Origin of the sequence: Haloferax prahovense, from assembly GCF_000723845.1 — an archaeon.
Taxonomy (GTDB): domain Archaea; phylum Halobacteriota; class Halobacteria; order Halobacteriales; family Haloferacaceae; genus Haloferax; species Haloferax prahovense.
On record NZ_LK053000.1, the window covers coordinates 143,011 to 162,421 of the forward strand.

Below are 19,411 nucleotides of genomic sequence, written 5' to 3' on the forward strand. Positions count from 1 at the left end.
GGTGTGCATACTACTACCATGAAATTCGTTATCGTTGGCTACGGCCGCGTGGGCTCGCGGACCGCCCGCGTGCTCCGGGAGGAGGGCCACGACGTGACGGTCGTCGACAACAACGACAAGAAAGTCGACCGCGCCCGCGACGAGGGCTTCGAGGCGGTTCTCGGCGACGGCGGGACCGAAAGCGTCCTGCGGGAAGCGGGCGTCGAGGGCGCAGACGCCGTCGGCGGGCTGACCGGCGACCCGAACATCAACTTCGCGGCCTGCATGCTCGGAAAAGAGTACGACTGCCGGACGGTCATGCGCATCAGCGAGGACTACCGCCAGGAGATTTACGAGCGCTACGCCGACGACGTGGACGAGATTATCTACCCCGAACGCCTCGGCGCGGCCGGCGCGAAGACGGCGCTCCTCGGCGGCGACTTCAACGCCATCGGCGACCTCACCGACCAGCTCCGACTGACGACGGTAACCGTCCCCGACGGCGCACCCATCGTCGGCGACCACGTCGCCAACATCGACCTTGGCGCGGACGGTCGCGTCTACGCCCACGGCCGGGAGCGCGAGCCGATGACGATTCCGCTTCCGGGGACCGTCGTCGAACCCGGCGACCAACTCGCGCTGCTCACGGAGCGAAACGCGTTGGAACGGGTTCGGTCGAAACTACTCGGCTGACGCCGCGCCGACGTTCGCGGGTCGAAAGGCTTCTCTGCGGTGTAATTTGTTTCGGAAAACAGCGCCGTGGTGGCGGCGCCGCATGTCGTACCGGGGGAACCAGAACGACGATGGTGGTGGTGGTTTTCGTGCCGGGCGCGCCGGTGGGAGGATGGGAACTGAGGCCGAGTGCGCGCCCCATACTCGGGTACGTACGGGGAACCTTAAATCTGCGTCAGACAGGGGTCACACGCTATCTACGTGCAATATCTGCTGTTATACCGCGGTCGTTGCGCCCCGCCAATCGCCCCGCACTCAGTAGACGAGTTTCCCCTCGACGAACTGGCGGACCCGGTCGTCGTCCGGCGACCCGAACACCTCGTCGGTTGGTCCCGATTCGATACACGTCCCGCCGAGGATGACGGCCGTCCGGTCTGACACCCGCCGGGCCTGTTGCATGTCGTGAGTCGCGAGTGCGACGGCGATGCCGCGGTCCCGTGCCGCCCGCATCGCAGACTCGATGGCGGCGGTGTTCCGCGGGTCGAGGTTCGAGGTCGGTTCGTCCAGCAGTAACACGTCCGGGTCGGGTGCGAGCGCCCGCGCGATGGCGACGCGCTGGGCCTCGCCCGCCGACAGCGACCCGGCGTCACGGTCGACCTTGTCGAACATCCCGACGGTCCGAAGCGCCTTTTCGACCGTGTCCGACGGCTCGTCACGGCCGAACAGCCCTTCGACCGCGTCGCGGATGCGAGCCGACCACGACCGGCGGACTCGGAGGCCGTAAGAGACGTTCTCTTCGACCGTCGTCGAGAAGAGACTCCGCGTCTGGAACGCCATCCCGATTCGCCGTCTGACCGCCAGTCGGCGCGCTTCGGGGAGGTCCCATACGTCGTCGCCGCCGACTTCGACCGTCCCCTCGTCGGGACGCTCGAACATGGCGAGCAGTCGGAAGAGCGTCGTCTTGCCCGTCCCCGAGGGGCCGACGACGGCGAGAATCTCGCCCGGTTCGACGGCCAGCGAGATATCTTCCAGCACCGCGCCGTTGCCGAAGCCGTGGCCGAGGTCGTGAGCCGCGAGTCGGGTCCCGCCGCGCCCCGCCCCGTTCGACGCCGGGTCGGACGCGGCTGGTTCGTCGGCCCCGCCGACACCGGACCCGTCGGTGCCGGGTCTCTCGGCCGTCATCGCCCCCTCCCGTTCCGTCCGGGGGTCCGGTCGCGGAAGCGCGCGCCGAGGGCGTTCACGCCGAGGACGAGCGCGAGCAGGATGGCTCCGAGCGCGATGCCCGTCTCGATGTTCCCCTTCCGCGCCTCGACGGTGATGGCCGTCGTGAGCGTCCGGGTGAACGACGTGCTGTCCGAGAAGACGATGTTGCCGCCGACGATGAGGACGGAGCCAACCTCGCTGATGGCGCGGCCGTAGGCGGCCAGAAGCGCCGTGACGATGCCGTAGCGCGCCTCGCGGACGACCAACAGGGCGACGTCCGTCGAGGTGCCGCCGGCGGCGAAGGCGGCGTCTCTGAGGTCCTGTGGAACCGACTGGACCGCCGACAGCGAGACGCTCACGAGGACGGGGAGCGCGAGGATGGTCTGCGAGAGAATCATCGCCTCGGGCGTAAACAGCAGGTCGAACGTCCCGAGCGGTCCCGAGCGGGACAGCGCCAAGAGGACGACGAGGCCGACGACGACGCTCGGAAAGCCCATCCCCGTCGAGATGACGGAGGTGACGACCGACTTCCCGTAGAAGTCGCGGAACCCGACCGCCAGCGAGATTGGGAGGCCGAGCGCGGCGCTCAGCGCGACCGCCGCGGTGCTCACGTACAGCGAGACGGCCGTGATGCTGACGAGGTAGGTGAGGTTCAGGTCGCCGAGGGCGAACACGGGCGGTGGTGGGGTCCGACCGGACTAAAAGTCCTCGGGGACGTGCTGTGTCACCCACGACTCGAACTGCGCGTCGGAGACCGACGCCGACGACGAGGCGTTCTCCCCGCCGTCGTAGTTCTCGGGGACGTACTGGCCGAACTGCGGCCCCTCCGAGAGCGCGTTGGGGAAGAACAACTGCGACCCGTTAGCCGTGTAGTTGCTGATTATCTCTTGGCCCTCGGGGCTCGTGAGGAAGCCGGCGTACGCCATCGCCAGCGAGTAGTTCACGTCGGGGTACTTCGCGGGGTTGACCGGGATGACGCCGTAGGGGTTCTTCAGGATGGTCGGGCCGCCCTTGAGCGGGCCCTGGACCTGGATTTCGAGGTCGATGTTGTCCTGCGTCGCGAGGAACGTTCCGCGGTCGGAGAGCGTGTACGCGCCCGACTGGTCGGCCTGCACGAGCGTGTCGCCCATGCCTTTGCCGATTTCGCGGTACCACGTCCCCGACGGCTCGACGCCGGCGGCCTCCCAGATGAGCAGTTCCTTCTTGTTCGTCCCGGAGTCGTCGCCGCGGGAGACGAACGTCGCCTCGGCGTCCGCAATAGTCGCGAACGCGTCGGCCGCGCTCTCCATCCCCGAGCTGCCCGCGGGGTCGTCCGCCGGCCCGACGACGACGAAGTCGTTGAACATCACGTCGCGGCGGTTGACGCCGTAGCCGTCCTGGAGGAACTCGTCTTCCGCGCCGCGGGCGTGGACGAGAATCACGTCGGCGTCGCCGTTCCGCGCCGTCTCGATGGCCGCGCCGGTTCCCTGCGAGATGGTCTTCACGCGGGCGTTGAACTTCTCTTCGAACACCGGGTTCAGCGCGTCGAGCAGGCCCGTGTCGTACGTGCTCGTCGTCGTCGCCAGCGTCAGTTCCTGGGTCGCGCCGCTCCCGCTTTGGCTCTCTTCGGTTCCTTCCGCACCCCCGCCGTTCGCCTGCGGAGGGCTCGTGTCGCCCGTGCATCCACTCAGTCCGAGAATCGCGCCGACACCGGCCGCCTGTAAGAAACGCCGTCGCTCTATCGCCATGCATTGTGGTTTGCCGAACGCGGATTAACTGTTTCCCACGCAACGTAATCACAAATCATTTCAATATCCATGAATCGTAACGATTCGAGTCCGAAACCGGTTGCGTCGGATTCTTTTCGACCCGTCCCGTGGTGACGGACATGAGTTGGGAGTCGCTTTTCGCTCGCGCCGCCGCCTACGAGACGACCGAGGCCGACATCACCGAGGCGCTTCGCGCCCGCCGAGGTGACGATGCCTGAGACGGAACTCTCGCCCGCGCGGGTCGTCGCCGACGCCGACGTGCTCGCGGCCGACCTCCTCGCCGACGGCCCCGCCAGAGCGGCGCTCGACCACCTCCGCCGGCACTCGTGGACGACGCTCGTCGCCAGCGACCCGCTTCTCGACGACGCCGAGGCGGTCGTCTCGTCGCTCGCGGACGCCGACCTCGCGGCTGACTGGCGCGAGAAGGTCGAGTCGTGGGTCGAACTCGTCTCCCACCCGGACGGTGACAACCCCGCGCTGGCGTCGGCCTACCGCGGCGGCGCGATGCACCTCCTCACGTTCGACGACCGCCTCAGTTCGGCGCAGGCGGGCGCGGCGCTCGGCGGTCGCTTCCCCGTCAGCGTCCGACACCCGAAGGCGTTCGCGACGCTGTTCGCGCCGGAGAGTCTCTACGTCGAGGTCGAAGGCGGGTCGTACCCCGGTCCGGACCGCGACCCGCGGGCGTAGACGCCGGCCGCCCGCCCGACGGCTCAGTCGCCGTTGACGATTCGAGTCACCGCGAAGATGGCGAGAACGGTCACGAGACCGAAGGCGAGGGCGACGCCGAGGCTCCGGGAGGCGTCGCCGAAGAACACCGCGATGGCGGCGAAGACGGCGATGCCGTAGCCGCTCGCCGCGCCGGCGGCGACGACGTTTGCTCGGTTCATGCGTCTCCGTAGGCGCTCGCCGACCCTGAGTGTGAACCCCCGCGATTGTGGGGAGTGGCGGGAGCGGCTCTCGCGGGGCGTGTGCTGTCGATACCGTTGGAGGGGCCGATGGCGAGCCCGACGGGCTCGTCGTAGTCGGGGAACATCGTGGCTAATGTGTCACCGCCGAACGTATCAACCTGTTTGCTTGCGAACTAGTTTCGACAGTAGTTCCCGTCGTCGGTGGTCCCGGCGCGCTCGACGGTACAGCCGAGCGATTCGAGTTTCGCCGCGGCCGCCGTTACGTCGTCCTCTCGGACGAGCACGTGGTCGGTCGAGTACGCCGACAGCGCGAATATCGAGATGTCCTCTTCGGCGAGCGCGCCCGCCACCTGCGCCAGAAAGCCGACGAGTTCGAACGGCAGGACCATCTCGAAGGAGAGTCGCTTCCAGCCCCGCTCGACTTCGACGGCGGACGCCTCGTCGACGCGCTCTTCCTCGACGACGACGGTCGTCTCGTTCTCGTCTCGAATCGTCGCGAAGGCGTCTGGGTCGCCCCGCTCGGCCTTGACGACCGCGTAGGTCGCCGCCGAGACGATGACGGTCTCGCCCTCGAAGAAGTCGCTCGGGTCCATGCGGTTCGGGGTTGCGCCGGCGAGGTAAACGTAGCGGTCGGTGGGGTGGTCGTGGCGGCTCCCGCTCACTCGGTTCGTCCGATGGCGGACGCCTTACTGACGTTCGACGAACTTCCGTCGGACGCTTCGCGCCCGACGGCGTTTGCTTCGCTACCGCTCGGCGTACCACGTCGCGAACTTCGCTAACGCCCGCCCGCGGTGGGAGATGCCGTTTTTCTCCTCGGCGCTCAGCTCCGCGAACGTCGCACCGTCGTGCTCGAAGATGGGGTCGTAGCCGAAGCCCCCCTCGCCGCGCGGCGGGACGATGCGGCCGTTGACGCTCCCCGTAAACAACTTCACCGGGAGCGTCTCCGTCTCCTCCGCGTCTTGTTCCGCGCCGCGGGCGGCCGCCACGGTCCGGTCGTCGCGGTCTATCGGGTCCGGACTCGCCTCGAAGGCCTTGCCGTCGCAGTACGCGAGGACGCAGCGGAACGAGGCCCGCCGGGGCTCGTCGAGTTCGGCCGCGGCCAGCCGGTGGACTGCCTCGACGCCGAGGGTGTCCTCGACGTACGAGGAGTACGGGCCGGGAAAGCCCTCGAAACCGTCGATAAAGAGACCGGCGTCGTCCACGAGCACCGGTTCGTCGGCGTAGCGGTAGGCCTCACGCGCGCCGTGCGCCGCGATGGGACCGAGCTCGGACGCCTGTACCTCGGTGTAGTCGAAGTCGAGTTGGGTCACGTCGTCGTCGAGGTACGAGAGCGCCTCGCGGACCTTCCCCGCGTTCGTGGTGACGTATCGGAGCATGCCCGCCCCTCCGCGGGCGGACGTGGAAAAGTCGTCGGTGTCGGTCGCTTCGCCTCAGTCGACGATGACTTCGACGGGGCCGTCGTCGGCCTCGGCCTCTTCTTCGGACTCTTCCGCCTTCTGTCGCTCGTTCCAGAGGAGGCCCCCGGCGACGAGGAGGACGACCCACGACCGCCAGCTCGCGAGATTCAGGGTGTAGCCGATGCCGAAGGGCTTCTCGACCAGCATGCCCTTACCGGGCTGCCAGTACGACGAGAGCAGTCGGCCGGCGCTCGGGCGCTCGAAGTTGTACGGGATGCCGAAAAGCGTTCCGCGCTGCGGTTTGTCTGCCATGTGAGACGAATACGCCGGCTCGGGATAAATCGTTTTGGCCTTCCGACGAGTTCGGTCGCGGCGACCTACCGGTACCGACCGCGGGATTCGACCTCTCGCAACCGGGCGATGACCTCCTCGGAGCCGACGGCTTCGTAGCCCGCTTCGAGCGCGTCGATGAGGGGCTCGGCGTCGTCGGCGGTCCCCTCGACGCTCTGGGCGAACACGTGGAGGTCCATCGCGTGGTCCTCGACGTGGCCCGTGTGGAAGCCGAGACCGAAGTCGATGAGGTACACGCGCCGTTCGCCGCCCGGTCCGGTCCCGACTCGGATGTTCCGCGTCGTCGGGTCGCCGTGGACGATACCCGCCTCGTGGAGGCGCGCGAGATACTCGCCGACGATGCGGACGGCCTCGGGGTCGAGTCGCTCCGCGAGGTCCGCGTCGCCGACTCGCTGGAACGCGATGACGCCGTCGACGGGGTCCACGTCGCGGACGACGGGCGTCCGGACGCCGGCGCGCCGGGCGTCGCTCGTCAGCCGCGACTCGGCTTTCGTCCGCTCGCGGCGGAGTTTGTCGTCCAGTTCCGGGTGGCGGTACGTCTTCGGGACGCGCCGCTTGACGACCTCGTCCGCGCCGATGTCGACGGTCGCTTCGGCCCCGCGAATCGCGCCGTCGTCGGTGTAGGCGCGCGCGACCGACTCGTCCGCGCCACGCCACGTCACTTCGACCTGGTCGGGACGGAAGTTCGGGTCCACGGTCGATTTCTCGACCGTGAGCGTGTCGCCCGCGGCGAGCATCCGCGCGCCGAGCACGGCTATCATGCCGGCGTTGTCGCGGAGGAACCGCGGTTCGGGCGCGTGGAACTTCGCGCCGCGCTGGTCGCACATCTCGGCGAGCATCTCGCGCAGGCGGGCGTTCTGGCCCACGCCGCCGCCGAGGACGAGTTCGTCTGTCCCCGTCAGCGACAGGGCGCGCTCGGCCACCTCGGTGAGCATGGCGAAGATGGTCTCCTGCAGGCCGGCGCAGATGTCGGGCACGGGCGTGCCCGCGTCCGCCTCGTCCTTCGCGGCGCTCATGATGCCGGAAAACGAGAAGTCCATCCCCTTGACGACGTACGGCAGTTCGACGTAGTCGCCGCCCTTCGCGGCCTCTTCGACTTTCGGGCCGCCGGGGTGGGTCCAGCCGACGTGACGGGTGAACTTGTCGATGGCGTTGCCGACGCCGGTGTCCATCGTCTCGCCGAGGACGCGGTAGCGGCCGTTGTGGTAGCCCAGCAGGTGGGCGTTCGCGCCCGAGGCGTTCAGACAGACCGGCGAGTCGAAGCCGGACTGGTAGCGGCCGATTTCGAGGTGCGCGACCATGTGGTTGACGCCGAGTAGCGGTACGTCGAGCGTCTGTGCGACCGAGCGCGCCGCAGTGCCGACGATGCGGAGACACGGGCCGAGCCCGGGTCCGCGGGAGAACGCGACGCCGTCGACGACGGGGCCGTCGCCGTCGTGTCGCTCCGCGGCGTGCGCGAGCGCGGTCTCGACGACCTCGGGGATGGCGGTTCCCATGTGCTCTGCGGCCTCTCGCGGGTGGATGCCGCCGCTGTCGGGCTGGTACGGGTCAGATTCGATGAAGACGTGGTCGGCCGCGGGGTCCGGCGTCCGCCCGGTTCCGGAGCGGAGCGCGTCGGGGTCGTCGGTCTCGAAAACCGCGGCGCTCGCGGCCCACGCTGTACCTTCGATTCCGAGAATGCGCATCGAGTGTGAAGAAACGGCGGTTCGAAGCCGGGACTACGCCTCTTCGGCTTCGACTTCGGCGTCGGTGATCTTGTTGCGCTCGAGCATGTGCTCCTGCTCGACGTCGCGCGCGAATTCGGGGCTCTCGTAGACCTTCGCGTAGCCCGCGGTCTTGCGCATGCCGAACTTCGTGTCGAGTTCGTGGACGACGACCTCGTCGGAGTCCTTGTTCAGCTTGGCCGCGAGCGAGTCGCGAACCGACAGACGCGAGGGCGTCGCTTCCTCGTGGACGATCTCGAATCGAACGTCCGTCCGGTGCAACATGGGGTTCTCCTCCTCGGAGATGATTTCGATATCCATGGTTCAGTTACCAGTAATTCCCCCCGAAGCAAGTAAAAGGATTTCGAAGGGACGAGCGCGCCCGCGTCTCAGGCGTCGATGGGCGCGACCACGGCGTCGAAGTCGCCGTCGAACTGCGCGAGGAGGTCCCGCATCTCGGTCTTGGCCGCGTCGGTGACGGTCACGCGGACCATTCCCTCGTCGGGCTGGCCGTAGACGACGGTCGAGCCGACGGGCGCGGCGAGCACCGCCGGGAGTGTGGCGAGGTCCTCTTCGCCCTCGACGAGGAGCGTCGTCGGCTCGTCGGCGTCGAGCGCGGCCACGAGCGCGGCCACGAGGTCGACGGAGACGGTTCCCGGTTCGTTTTCGACCTCGACGAGACGGCCGGTCTCGACCGCGCGGCGAATCTCCTCGCCGACGGCCTCGCGCTTCGTCTTGCCGTCGACGACTGCCACGTCCGGCGGGCGACCGGCGCGGCGGAGGTGGAAGGTGACGACGTCGCCGACGGCGACGAGCGGCGCGCCCGCGTCCTCGCTGGATGCGTCTGCGAGGAGGTCGTCGGCCTCGGTGTACACCGGGCCGAACGGCTCTTTGAACGCCGCTCGAAGCGCCGTCGGCAGGGTGAGCATCCTCAGCGGACCTTCAGCGCGTAGCCGCCGGGCTCGGTGACGTTCATCTCGGTGGCGATTTCGCTGTCTTCGGGGTGGGTGATGACGACGTAACCCGCCCAGTCCTCGGTGAGACTGCTCGACCCGCAGTTCTCGCACGTCTGTTTGTCCGGGTCGTTGACGAAGTGGCACTCGCGGCAGGCGAGACGGGGCTTCGCCATCAGTTACCCTCCGCCGAAGCCTCGCTCTGCTGGCGCTTCGATTCGAGCCAGCCGTGCTTGCCGAGCCCCGGCTGTTTGGCCGTGAGGCCGATCTTCGAGTCGCGCGGGTTGCGCTCGTCGATGCTCTTGGTGACGATGCGTGCGCGAACCTCGTCGTCGACGGCGAGCGTCTGGTTGGACTCGGTCGACGCGAGCTGTTGGTTCTCGCCGTCGTAGGCGAGGTATTCGTCGGATATCTGCGAGACGTGGAGCAGCCCGTCGACCGGCCCGATGCCGACGAAGGCACCGAACTCGACGACTTCGACCACGATGCCGTCGACGACCTCCTGCATGTCGGGGTCGTAGGTGATGGCGTCGAAGTCGGCCTCGTAGTAGACGCCGGGGCGGCTGGGCAGCACGGTGCCCTCGCCGATGTCGTTGACGTTCACGACGCTCACGACGCTCCCCACGTCCTCGTCCATCCGTCCTTCCAACTTGTCCTGCAACAGTCGCTTGACCCGCTCGGGCGTCACGTCGCCCAGGTGTCGGGGTGGGACTTCGACTGTATCTTTGAGTCGTACCCGTTTGTACATAGTTTCGTTAAGGTTCCGTGATTGCCAGCGTGGCGTGCCCCCGGATGCCGACGACGGGAATCCCGCAGTCGAGCACCCGGTCACGGAGGGGCTTGTCGTTCGTGACGACGTAGTCGACCTCGCCCGATTCGGCGAGTTCGACGACCGCGTCGTCGGCGTACGATTCCTCGGTTTCGACCGCCCGGCACCGGGTCGCCAGGTCCGCGCCCACGCTCGCCGCGACGCCTTCGGTCCCGCTGCCCGTCGAGAGCTTCTCCAGCTCGTCGAGGACGGCTGTGGGGACCACGAGGTCCGCGTCGGCCGCGAGCAGCCGGTCGAGTTCGTCGAACACGCGAACGTCGAGCTCGACCGGCATCATGAGCGCGTTCGTGTCCATGACGACTACGGTGGCGGTCACGTCACTTGAGCGTCCCGATACCGATGAGCCGCCAGCGGGCGCCCACGCGGCGGTTGATGGCTATCTTCGCGCCTTCGGCGGCACAGACGGGGCGCTTGAGCGAGACTTCCGCCTCGCCGCTTCGCGCGCTCGTCACCGCGCCGACGGTCGTCGCGGTGCCGACGGTGAGCATCAGGGGCTCGCCGGTGGATATCTCGTCGATACCCTCGTCTTCCTCGCCGCCGACGACGCGGTCGAGCAGTTCGACGTCCATGGTGAACTGCTCGCGCGTCGGCGGGAGCGTGCCGGGCTCGCCGGCGACCTGTCCCGCGAGCGCGTCGCCCTTCGTGAAGCTCGGGTCGAGACCGGTCCCGACGCCGCAGAGACCGCCGGGCTGGACTTCGTCGACCATGTTGCCGCCCGCCTGTAGCGAGCGGACCTCGGTCGTGATGGAGCGCCATTCGGTCTGGCCCTCCTCGTCGACCTCGCGGCCGGGGCGAAGTTCGAGTTCGTCGCCCTCCTCGAGCTTGCCGGCGACGACGCTGCCGCCGATGACACCGCCCATGAGTCCATCCCAGGTCGTCCCCGGGCGGTTGATGTCGAAGCTGCGCGCGACGAACATCCGGCTGTCTTCGGTCTCGTCGCGGTCGGGCGTCGGAATCTCCTCCTCGATGGCCTCGATGAGGAGGTCGAGGTTGACCTCCTGCTGGGCGCTGATGGGGACGATGGGCGCGTCTTCGGCCACCGTTCCCTTCACGAACTCCTTGATCTGTTCGTAGTTGTCGAGGGCGCGCTCGCGGTCGACGAGGTCGACCTTGTTCTGCGCGATGACGATGTTCTCGATACCGATGATATCGAGCGCCATCAGGTGCTCTGCTGTCTGGGCCTGCGGCACGTCCTCGGTCGCGCTCACGAGCAGGATGGCGCCGTCCATGATGGCGGCACCAGAGAGCATGGTCGCCATGAGCGTTTCGTGGCCGGGCGCGTCGACGAACGAGACGGTGCGGCGCACTTCGGTCTCTTCGCCGTCTTCTGTCTCCTCTTCGACCGTGTAACACTCCGGCGCGTCAACGCCGGGAATCTGACGGAACGTCGCGTCGGCGTACCCGAGTCGGATGGAGATTCCGCGCTTCATCTCCTCCGAGTGCTGGTCCGTCCACGAGCCGGACAACGCTTGAACGAGCGTCGTCTTTCCGTGGTCGACGTGACCGACGAGTCCGATGTTCACCTCCGGTTGTTGTGGGTTTTTCGTCACCATTGACCTCCTGAGAGTAATCTTGCGTGAACTTGGCTCCGAACGACTGATAAAGGTGCTGTTCTCGGACCGGGGCTGCTGTGGCTACGTCGGGCGGTCACACACCGCGCGCGGCGATTCAGCGGCGTCTCCCGCTCCCGGCGCTGCTTCGGAAAATGGTTCGTCGTGCCCCCCAGCACGACGGTTCGTAGACCGATTCGAGTAACCCCTCGAACGGCTATCGGCTCCGGAATCCGTCGGTTATTCGACGCCCTTGACGAGCGAGCGAAGCTCGTCTCGGTAGGCGTCCGGCGTGAGTCCGAGGTCGATGTCGACCGAGACCTCGATGGCCTCGGTCGGCTCCTTGGTCACGCTGAGTTCGATGTTCTCGCCGGGGTGTGCGCCACCCGCGACGAGAATCGCCCCGTCGTGCTCCCAGACGGCCAGCATCCCGCTGACGTCGAACTCCTGTCCTTCGATTGTGAACTCCTTTTCGTCCGTGAACGGGAACGTAATCGTATCGAAGGAAATCGTCGCCCCGTAGTCGGTAACGCGCGCCGAATCGCCGGTATCGACCGTCGTCGACCGCGTGTCGGTCTGTTCGATGTCCGTGACGCCAACGTCCGATAACTGCGTCTCGTAGTGTTTCCGCGCGTGCTTCTCGACCAAGTCGACGACCGTTCCGCGGACCGTCTCCGGGAGGTTCGACAGGCTCGGGTCGAGCGTCACGCGCGTCGCGAAGAACAGCGAGAACTGCCCCTCGGCCTGCCCGAGCGTCTTCTCTTTCAGCGTCTCGGAGAGGTCCATGTCTTCGTACACGACCGTCTCGAACGCCGCGGAGACGCTCGCCGGGCCGACCGACCGCTCGAACGCCGGGTCGAGAGAGTGTCCCCCGATGTACTCCCAGCCGCCGGCTTCGAGCGCCCCCTTCGGAACCTTCGGCGGTGCCCGCGCGGCGCTCGCGGTCGTTCCGGAACTACAGCCGGCGAGACCGGCGAGCCCCGCGCTGGCCGCGATACCGAGGTACGTTCTCCGTCTGATACTGTGGGTTGCGTTGTCTTCCCCCTTCATCGGTCAGTACTGCCTCGCTCTGTTTCAAATAGGTATCTCCCCGAAAATCAAATGCGAGAACATAGATACGACGGGTCGACCGCTCTGAGAGCGAGCTTTTTGCCGCTCCATCCCCGACCGTACCACGTGCCCGCTCCGGTGTCGTCGCCCTCGGAGTTCGCCTTCGAACTGGCGCTCTGCGCCCAGCTCGAACAGACGACAGACTGGCTGCCCGCGCGCCAACTCGGCGCGTCGGTCGCCTCGCCCGGGAGCCGCATCATCGACGTGTGCGCCGTCGTTCCGGGCCCGGAATTCGACGAACGCGCCCGCATCACCGACCGCGCGATTCCCGCGGCGGCCATCGAGAGCGACGTGGGGGCCGGAAGCGCCGTCTTCTGGCGCGACGGCTTCGACTGCCACCCCGGCCGCGCCCGCCGCGCCACCGACCGCGCCGTCGAGGTCGGCTTCTTCGAGTCCGAGCGCCGCCGGAGCAGGGAGTACGTCCGCCGCGCCGCCCGCTATCCCGACGACTGGTTCTCCCGGCTCGTCGGCATCGAGAACAAACCCGACCTCGGTAGTCCCGGCGACCTGCTCCGACAGCTCCGCCTCGACGTGAGTCTCGCGGTCTTCGACGAGGTGATTCTCGCGACTGAGAGCTACGTCACCGGCGCGCACCTCAACCGCATCCCCGAGGAAGTCGGCGTCTGGCGCTTCGACCCCGACACCGGCGACCGGGAGGTGGTCCGCGAGCCTCAGCCGCTCTCGCCCGGTTCGACCGGCGTCGAACCCGTCGAGTACCACTCGCTACACACCGACGTGGCGCTCGTCTCGCCCGCGGAAAAGCGAACCGCCCGCCTTCGACTTGCCGAGCGCGCCTACGGGAAGGGGTGGCGCGCCTACGACCTCCCCGCCTGCGCCCACGCCCGCGTCGACGCCGACGGCCGCCCGGTCTGCGCCCACTTCGACCGCGTGGTCGACCCCGGCTCCGAGTGCGGTGCCGACTGCTCGGCGTTCGAGGCGGCCGACCCGCCCGAACTTGACCGCGACGGCCTCCGCGAGTCGCGGACGGGCTGGGTCGCCGACCCGGCCGGCGCGGTTCGCAGACAGTCGGGACTCGACCGGTACTTCTGACTCGGCCGGTCTCTCGCCGGGTCGCTACTCGTTCCGCTCGTCGGAGTAGTGCCAGCCGAGCGTGGCGACGACGCCGAAACCGACGACGAACACCGCACCTTCGACCCAGTTCGGCTCGCCGGACCACGAGGCCACGAGGAACCAGACGACGTCGGCGACGACTGCCAGCGGCGTGCTGTATCGGAGCGCCGCGAGGATATCGGTCACAACCGTCTCGACGCGCTCCGGTCGCAAAACCGCACCGCACCGGACCGCCGGACGGTCGGTTCGCTCCCGGCCCTCACTCGGCGTTGGCCCGCCGCTCCATGTAGTTCCAGTAGGTGACGAGCGCGACGCCGATGACGATGATGAGGGCGAACTGCACGGCCGCCCCGAAGAAATCGAGGCGGCCCGTGTCGACGTACGTCAGGAGGAAGTTCGTTGCGGTCGCGACGACGCCGGCCAGTATGAGATATCTGAACGCCTTGTCTCCGACGATAGTTCGGAGCTTCACAGGTCGTACACCTCGCCGTCGACCGCCAGCGGCTCTTCGAACGCCTCGTCGGCGGGGTAGTAGTGCGCCACATGGACCAAGCGAGTCTCGTCGGCATTCAGTTCCTCGCCGAGCGCGATGGCTCCCTCGCGGGTCATGTGCTTCGTGCCGAAGGTCCGCGCGACCCCGTTTTCGTCGTAGTCGTCGCCGCCGATGGGGTGGTACTCGCAGACCGACGCGGGGACGATGGCCTCGGCGAGAAGCAGGTCGGGGTTCCGGAGCACGTCGCGGGACTCCTCGGGGATGGCGTAGGTAGAATCGCCGGATAGCGAGAGCTTCGCACCCGTCTCGGGGTCTTCGATGGCAACGCCGTAGCAGACCAGCGGCGGGTGGACGACCGGCACGAACGTCACGTCGAGGCCGCAAGCGCGGAACGACTCGAACGGCGTCTGGTCTTCGACCGAGATTCGGTCGAGGTAGGAGAACTTCGAGCGAATCGCGTCGGCGACGCTCTCGCCCGTGACCGGGTCGACCTCGTCGGCGGCGTGGACCGCGAGGTCGTCGAGGAGGCGGTAGACGTTCCCGAGGCCGTCGAGGTGGTCGAAGTGGATGTGGGTGACTAAGGCCTCGTCCGGCAGCGGCACGTCCTGCGTGAGAAACTGGTGGCGGAAGTCCGGGCTGAAGTCGACGAGGAGCGACTCGCCGGTCCGCTCGTTTTGGACGTGGACCGAAAAGCGCGTCCGCTCGATGCCTCGCTCGCGGGCCGCGAGGCAGGTCTCGCAGTCGCAGCCGACGGTGGGCGTGCCGGTCGTGTCGCCGGTCCCGAGGAGGGTCACGCGCATTGACTCAACCACGGGGGCGGCGAGGTATAAACGTGGCCGACCGCGGCGAGTCAGGACCGGTATATCTGCCGAAATTCGACCAGGGGGTGGAACGTCCCCGAGAGCGCCGCCGCTTCGAACTGGAAGCTCGCAGTAACCGTGCGCGGAACCGCCGAGACGAGCGCCTCGAATTCGACGGACGGCGTTCGCGTTTCACCGCTCCGATTCGGCCACACCTCGTAGCCGAGCATCACTCGCCTCGCCTCCCCGTCGTCGTATCCAATCCCCCGGCTGATGTCAGCTAACGACTCGACGCCGAGTCGCTCTCGCGCCGTCGCCATCGCCTCGGCTCCCGCGACGGTCCCGCCGACTCGCGTCACCCACGATGATGCCGGTTCCCGCTCGTATACCGGCTCTTTCGTCGTTCCCGACTCGTTCACGTGCTTGCGATAGCCGGTGCGTCGTCGAACCTCCGCAGCATCCGGATAGTAGTCGTACTTCGAGGACGCTCGGTAGTCGCGCGAGATTGTAATCGGGTCCCCAGCGGCGGGCGCAGGATTCGGCTCAGGTTCGGGAAGGGGCGTCGCGGTGGACGGGTCGAGGTCCGATGTACACCCGGAGAGCGCCGTGAGAACCCCGCCCGCCGCAATCGCCCGAACGAATCGGCGTCTGCTGGAGGGCATCGGCTCGCCGTTTGCGGCCCACTAGTAAATGCTTTGTCAGAAAGACGGCGTTACTGCGCCGCGCCGGCGTCTTTCTGCGTCTCGCCTTCGTGTTCGTCCGCGTGGCCGTCGTGGTCGTGGTCGTGGCTGTGGTCGTGACCGTCGTCGGACCCCGACCCCGCGACGAGTTCCGACGAGTCGGACATCATGTCGAGGTTCTTCAGGTTGTCGCGCTCTTCGAAGTCGGCGACGGCCTCGAGCAGGTCGTCCTGTGTGAGTTCCATCCGCTCTTCGGTGAGGGCTTCGAGGACGGCCTCGCGGAGGACGAGTCGGAGGTCGGAGCCGGTGAGGCCCTCCGTCACGTCGGCGATGGCCGAGGGGTCGAACTCGTCGATGTCCATCCGGTTCGTGATGACCCGGAGGATGTCGGCGCGCATCCCGCGGTCCGGCTTGGGGAAGTTGACGATTTCGTCGAAGCGCCGCCACGCCGCCGAGTCGAGCTGGTCGGGGTGGTTGGTCGCGCCGATGAGGATGACCTCGTCGCGAATCAGCGAGATGTCGTCGATGCTCTTGAGCAGCGTGTTGACCGCGCGCTTGAGCGCCGCGTGCTCGTCCGACCGGCGGGTCTTCGCCACCGAGTCGAACTCGTCGATAAAGAGGATACACGGCGACAGCCGCTTTGCGACCTCGAAGGTCTTTTCGACGTTCTTGGCCGTCTCGCCGAGGTACTGGCTCGTAATCATCGAGAGCTTCACCTCGACGAACGGGAGGCCGAGCTCGTGGGCGAGCGCCCGCGAGACGGTGGTCTTGCCGGTCCCCGGCGGGCCGACGAAGAGGATTTTCCCGATTTCGCGGAGGCCGATTTCCGCGAGGTACTCGCGGTGCTCGATGGCCTTCATCAGCTTGTGAATCTCGCCTTCCTGGTCCGTCGTGAGCACGAGGTCCTCGAGGGTCATCTCGATTTCCTCGGGCGCGCGGACCTGCACGAGGTCGAGCATCTCGGCGTCGTCCTCGTCGTCGAAGTACTCGTCCAGCAGGCTGTCTATCCACACGCGGTCGGCGTGAATCGGCCGGGTCTGTTCTCTGGCGTCCGCGTGGGTCACGTCCACGTCGTCCCGGTCCTCGACCGACTTCGCGACCGTCGGATTCGTCACGAGCCGGTCGTAGTCGGCTCGTTTGACGAACCACTCCAGCGCCATCTCGGGCTGCGTCAGAGAGAGGCGGCCGGAGAAGTCCTCGCGCTGGGTGAACATGAGGTCGGAAATCGCGTCCCAGGGGTGTTCCACGCCGGTCGCCTTCCGCGCGATGGACTCGGTCACGACGAGCGGTCGCTCGATGCCGCCCATCGACGAGTCGTCCTCGTCGCCGTCGTCCTCGGCGTCCGCCCAAAAGACGCGTCGATACCGCGGGGGAAGGTCGTTTTCGTCAAGCGTTCGGTCGTCGGTGTAGAGGTGGGCCGTCAGCAGAAACTCGACAACCTCGAGCGCCCGTTCACTCATCCCCCAGAAATTGCCCGGGGAGACGCATAAGAGCGTCGGAGCGCCGCCGCTGGTGCGCGCGACCGAACTTCCCCGATGACAAGGAACTCGGCGCGACTCCACCGTACAACGTTAATTTCAGAAAAACAATTCAAAAACATATCCGAAAATGGATTGATTACGCGATTATATTCCTTTTACATGCTTGTATATTGTCTCTTTCTTCAGAATAACCGGGTAAAATAACCTTTCTTAAACGATTAGGGTTTTATGGTTATCTTCCGCCACTGTGAGCCAAGATAGTGAAATGATATTCACGAATGGACCGAGATGCCCGCCCAAATGCGGTACATTCTCGACGAACAGCCGGTGGTGAACCGCGTGGCGAAACAAGTCCCGACGACCTGCATGCGCTGTGCCGTGGGCTGTGGACACGTCCACCTCGGCTCCGACACCTCGTACGGGCTGGACGCGGTTCGGGGGGACCCTTCACACCCAGTGAACAACGGGCTGGCCTGCGGTCGCGGCATCCGCGAATCGGCCGACCCCGACGGGTCGTGGCTCACGCGACCGCTCGTCAGGGAGAACGGGGAGCTCCGGCAGACCTCGTGGTCTGACGCGCTCGCGCGCGTCGGCGACGCCATCACCGACGCGATGGCCGACGACCCCGACGAGGTCGCCGTCCTCGGCAGCGGCCAACAGACGAACGAGGCCGCCTACGCCCTCGGGAAGCTCGCCCGCGGCGGTATCGGCACCCGAAACTACGACGCGAACACGACGCTCTGCATGGCGAGCGCGGTCAAGGCCTACTACCGCGCCTTCGGGAGCGACGCGCCGCCGCCGACCTACGACGACATCCCCGAGGCCGAGACGCACCTCGTCTGGGGGGCGAACCCGGCGGTCGCCCACCCGGTGATGTTCCGGTGGATTCGGCAGTCGGCCGACGACGGCGACCTCGTCGTGGTCGACCCCGTCGAGACGAAGACCGCGGCGGTCGCCGACGACCACGTCGCCATCGACCCCGGCGGCGACCTCGCGCTGGCGCAGGCGGTCCTCGGCCACCTCGTCGAGACCGACCGCGTGGACGACGCGTTCGTCGAGGGGTACACGGAGGGATTCGACCGCGTCGTCGACGAACTCTCCCCGGTCGAAGAGGCGGCGTCCGAGGCCGGCGTCTCGCTCGACGAAGTCGAGAAACTGGCGTCGCTCCTCGACGCCCCCACGCTCGTCTACTGGGGCATGGGCGTCAACCAGAGCGTCCGCGGCACCGCGACCGCCGGCGCGCTCGTGAACCTCTGTCTCGCCTCCGGGAACCTCGGCCCCGGCTCCGGCCCCTTTTCTCTCACCGGACAGGCGAACTCGATGGGCACTCGCGTCGTCTCCTCGAAGGGGACGTGGCCCGGCCACCGACCGTTCGAACACCCGGACCACCGCCGGACCGTCGCCGAGGCGTGGGGCGTGCCCGTCTCCCGCCTCCCGGACGACAACGGACCCGGTCCGGTCGGCATGTTCGAGTCGTCGCCGTCGGTCGTCTGGACCGTCGCCACCAACCCGCTCGCCGGGTTCCCGGACGCGACGGCCGCCCGCGAGGTCCTCGAAGACTCCTTCCTCGTCGTGCAGGACGCCTTCCGGTCCGAGACCGTCGAACTCGCCGACGTGGTGCTCCCCGCGGCGACGTGGGGCGAGTCCGAGGGGACCACGATGAACATGGAGCGGACGGTCTCGCGGGTCCGCCCGGCCACCGAGACGCCGCCGGGCGTCAGGCAGGACCTCGACATCATCGCCGACGTGGCCGCCCGCGTCTCGCCCGGACTGCTCCCGAGACCGTCGGTCTCGCCGAGCGACGTGTTCGACGAGTTCGCCGCCCTCACCGCGGGTACCGACGCCGACTGCTCGGGGCTCTCGTACACGCGACTCGACGGCGAGCGCGCCGTTCGCTGGCCCGCGCCGGACCCGACGAGCGAGGGCGGCTACCGCTACTACGACGACGCCGACGGGGAGGCGGACGACCCGACGTGGTCGTTCCCGACGCCGTCAGGCAAAGCGCAGTTCAGCGCGCTCTCGGGGTCGTCGCTCCCCGAACCCGCCGACGAGTCGTACCCGCTGACGCTTACGACCGGCCGCGAGGCCGACGGGTACAACACCGGGGTCCGCACGCGCAGCGACACGCCGGACGAGCCGGTCGCCCGCGCGCACCCCGACACAATCGACGCGCACCGCGACGCGGTCGCCGACCCCGAGGGCGACCGCCGAACCACCGTCGTCTCCCGTCGGGCGTCGGTCCCGGCGACGCTCGACCCCGACGACGCCGTCCCGCCGGGACTCGTCTGGCTCTCTATCCACCACCCGATGACTAACCGACTCACCAGCCCTGCGGTCGACCCGCAGTCGAACGAACCGAACTTCAAGCAGTGCGCCGTCCGCCTCGAACACCCCGAGACGACCGCGTCCACCGACCTCCTCGCGGCCGAGGTGAGCGACTGATGGCGCTCGTCGCCGCCGGCGGACGGCCCCGCGAACTCGAA

24 protein-coding genes are annotated in these 19,411 nt (G+C 67.7%); 4 read left to right on the forward strand and 20 right to left on the reverse strand.

Annotated features, from left to right (window positions below):
* The first annotated feature begins 18 nt into the window (after positions 1-18).
* Positions 19-672 (forward strand): potassium channel family protein, encoded by a 654-nt coding sequence (locus BN984_RS00720; RefSeq protein ID WP_008096513.1) that lies wholly within the window; start codon positions 19-21, stop codon positions 670-672.
* Positions 673-966: 294 nt separating this feature from the next.
* On the opposite strand, the gene BN984_RS00725 is transcribed toward BN984_RS00720, so the two are convergent.
* Genes BN984_RS00725 through BN984_RS00735 form a run of 3 tightly spaced genes read right to left on the reverse strand, consistent with a single transcriptional unit; the run spans position 967 to position 3,581 of the window.
* Positions 967-1,833 (reverse strand): ABC transporter ATP-binding protein, encoded by an 867-nt coding sequence (locus tag BN984_RS00725; protein WP_049967412.1) that lies wholly within the window; start codon positions 1,831-1,833, stop codon positions 967-969.
* Entirely contained in the window at positions 1,830-2,528 is a 699-nt protein-coding gene (locus tag BN984_RS00730) for an ABC transporter permease (RefSeq protein WP_004976378.1), read from the reverse strand. Before BN984_RS00730 ends, BN984_RS00725 begins: the two co-directional genes overlap by 4 nt.
* Positions 2,529-2,552: 24 nt before the next feature.
* Positions 2,553-3,581, reverse strand: a complete 1,029-nt coding sequence (locus BN984_RS00735; RefSeq protein ID WP_049967413.1) for a substrate-binding domain-containing protein — start codon at positions 3,579-3,581, stop codon at positions 2,553-2,555.
* Between the two features lie 231 nt (positions 3,582-3,812).
* On the opposite strand from BN984_RS00735, the gene BN984_RS00740 reads away from it, so the two are divergent.
* Positions 3,813-4,289: a PIN domain-containing protein gene (locus tag BN984_RS00740; protein ID WP_008096507.1), complete on the forward strand. Its 477-nt coding sequence runs from the start codon at positions 3,813-3,815 to the stop codon at positions 4,287-4,289.
* Positions 4,290-4,312: 23 nt separating this feature from the next.
* Here the strand turns inward: BN984_RS00740 and BN984_RS19570 are convergent, their stop codons facing one another.
* From BN984_RS19570 to BN984_RS00795, 12 genes are all read right to left on the reverse strand, one after another.
* Positions 4,313-4,489 (reverse strand): hypothetical protein, encoded by a 177-nt coding sequence (locus BN984_RS19570; protein WP_008096505.1) that lies wholly within the window; start codon positions 4,487-4,489, stop codon positions 4,313-4,315.
* Between the two features lie 194 nt (positions 4,490-4,683).
* Complete coding sequence (locus BN984_RS00745) at positions 4,684-5,103, reverse strand: ACT domain-containing protein (protein WP_049967414.1); 420 nt, start codon at positions 5,101-5,103, stop codon at positions 4,684-4,686.
* A 150-nt stretch (positions 5,104-5,253) separates the two neighbouring features.
* Positions 5,254-5,886, reverse strand: coding sequence for a non-canonical purine NTP pyrophosphatase (locus BN984_RS00750; protein ID WP_008096502.1), 633 nt, complete (start codon positions 5,884-5,886; stop codon positions 5,254-5,256).
* Between the two features lie 54 nt (positions 5,887-5,940).
* Positions 5,941-6,219, reverse strand: a complete 279-nt coding sequence (locus BN984_RS00755) for a DUF5808 domain-containing protein (RefSeq protein WP_004976371.1) — start codon at positions 6,217-6,219, stop codon at positions 5,941-5,943.
* Positions 6,220-6,284: 65 nt separating this feature from the next.
* Complete coding sequence (locus BN984_RS00760) at positions 6,285-7,943, reverse strand: bifunctional N(6)-L-threonylcarbamoyladenine synthase/serine/threonine protein kinase (protein ID WP_049967415.1); 1,659 nt, start codon at positions 7,941-7,943, stop codon at positions 6,285-6,287.
* Positions 7,944-7,976: 33 nt separating this feature from the next.
* On the reverse strand, positions 7,977-8,282 hold the full coding sequence (locus BN984_RS00765; protein WP_004976369.1) for a 30S ribosomal protein S24e: 306 nt from the start codon (positions 8,280-8,282) through the stop codon (positions 7,977-7,979).
* Between the two features lie 68 nt (positions 8,283-8,350).
* Entirely contained in the window at positions 8,351-8,890 is a 540-nt protein-coding gene (locus tag BN984_RS00770) for a GTP-dependent dephospho-CoA kinase family protein (protein WP_008096497.1), read from the reverse strand.
* 2 nt (positions 8,891-8,892) lie between these two features.
* Entirely contained in the window at positions 8,893-9,090 is a 198-nt protein-coding gene (spt4, locus tag BN984_RS00775; RefSeq protein WP_004041779.1) for a transcription elongation factor subunit Spt4, read from the reverse strand.
* A complete protein-coding gene (locus BN984_RS00780) occupies positions 9,090-9,662 on the reverse strand; it encodes a DNA-directed RNA polymerase (protein ID WP_008096490.1) in 573 nt (190 codons plus the stop codon). The genes spt4 and BN984_RS00780 overlap by 1 nt, the downstream gene beginning before the upstream one ends.
* Before the next feature lie 7 nt (positions 9,663-9,669).
* Complete coding sequence (locus tag BN984_RS00785; RefSeq protein WP_008096489.1) at positions 9,670-10,038, reverse strand: hypothetical protein; 369 nt, start codon at positions 10,036-10,038, stop codon at positions 9,670-9,672.
* A gap of 22 nt (positions 10,039-10,060) precedes the next feature.
* Entirely contained in the window at positions 10,061-11,296 is a 1,236-nt protein-coding gene (locus tag BN984_RS00790; RefSeq protein ID WP_049913674.1) for a translation initiation factor IF-2 subunit gamma, read from the reverse strand.
* Positions 11,297-11,533: 237 nt separating this feature from the next.
* Positions 11,534-12,343, reverse strand: coding sequence for a DUF6517 family protein (locus BN984_RS00795; RefSeq protein ID WP_008096487.1), 810 nt, complete (start codon positions 12,341-12,343; stop codon positions 11,534-11,536).
* Positions 12,344-12,469: 126 nt separating this feature from the next.
* Here BN984_RS00795 and BN984_RS00800 point away from each other — a divergent pair, with 126 nt between their 5' ends.
* Positions 12,470-13,453 carry a DUF5787 family protein gene (locus BN984_RS00800; protein WP_181950669.1) on the forward strand — a complete coding sequence of 328 codons (984 nt, stop codon included), beginning with the start codon at positions 12,470-12,472 and terminating at the stop codon, positions 13,451-13,453.
* 24 nt (positions 13,454-13,477) lie between these two features.
* Here BN984_RS00800 and BN984_RS00805 read toward each other — a convergent pair whose 3' ends face one another.
* The 5 genes from BN984_RS00805 to BN984_RS00825 all read right to left on the reverse strand — a co-directional run bounded on the left by BN984_RS00805 (position 13,478) and on the right by BN984_RS00825 (position 16,907).
* Entirely contained in the window at positions 13,478-13,660 is a 183-nt protein-coding gene (locus tag BN984_RS00805; RefSeq protein WP_244877435.1) for a hypothetical protein, read from the reverse strand.
* Positions 13,661-13,733: 73 nt separating this feature from the next.
* On the reverse strand, positions 13,734-13,946 hold the full coding sequence (locus tag BN984_RS00810) for a hypothetical protein (protein ID WP_049967417.1): 213 nt from the start codon (positions 13,944-13,946) through the stop codon (positions 13,734-13,736).
* On the reverse strand, positions 13,943-14,767 hold the full coding sequence (locus BN984_RS00815) for an MBL fold metallo-hydrolase (RefSeq protein ID WP_049967418.1): 825 nt from the start codon (positions 14,765-14,767) through the stop codon (positions 13,943-13,945). Before BN984_RS00815 ends, BN984_RS00810 begins: the two co-directional genes overlap by 4 nt.
* A gap of 50 nt (positions 14,768-14,817) precedes the next feature.
* On the reverse strand, positions 14,818-15,429 hold the full coding sequence (locus BN984_RS19890) for a hypothetical protein (protein WP_233514252.1): 612 nt from the start codon (positions 15,427-15,429) through the stop codon (positions 14,818-14,820).
* Positions 15,430-15,479: 50 nt separating this feature from the next.
* The gene (locus BN984_RS00825; protein ID WP_008096479.1) at positions 15,480-16,907 is read right to left on the reverse strand and encodes an ATP-binding protein; all 1,428 of its coding nucleotides are present in this window, start codon (positions 16,905-16,907) and stop codon (positions 15,480-15,482) included.
* Between the two features lie 321 nt (positions 16,908-17,228).
* Here BN984_RS00825 and nasA point away from each other — a divergent pair, with 321 nt between their 5' ends.
* Positions 17,229-19,370, forward strand: a complete 2,142-nt coding sequence (gene nasA, locus BN984_RS00830; RefSeq protein WP_181950670.1) for an assimilatory nitrate reductase NasA — start codon at positions 17,229-17,231, stop codon at positions 19,368-19,370.
* Positions 19,371-19,411 lie beyond the last annotated feature (41 nt).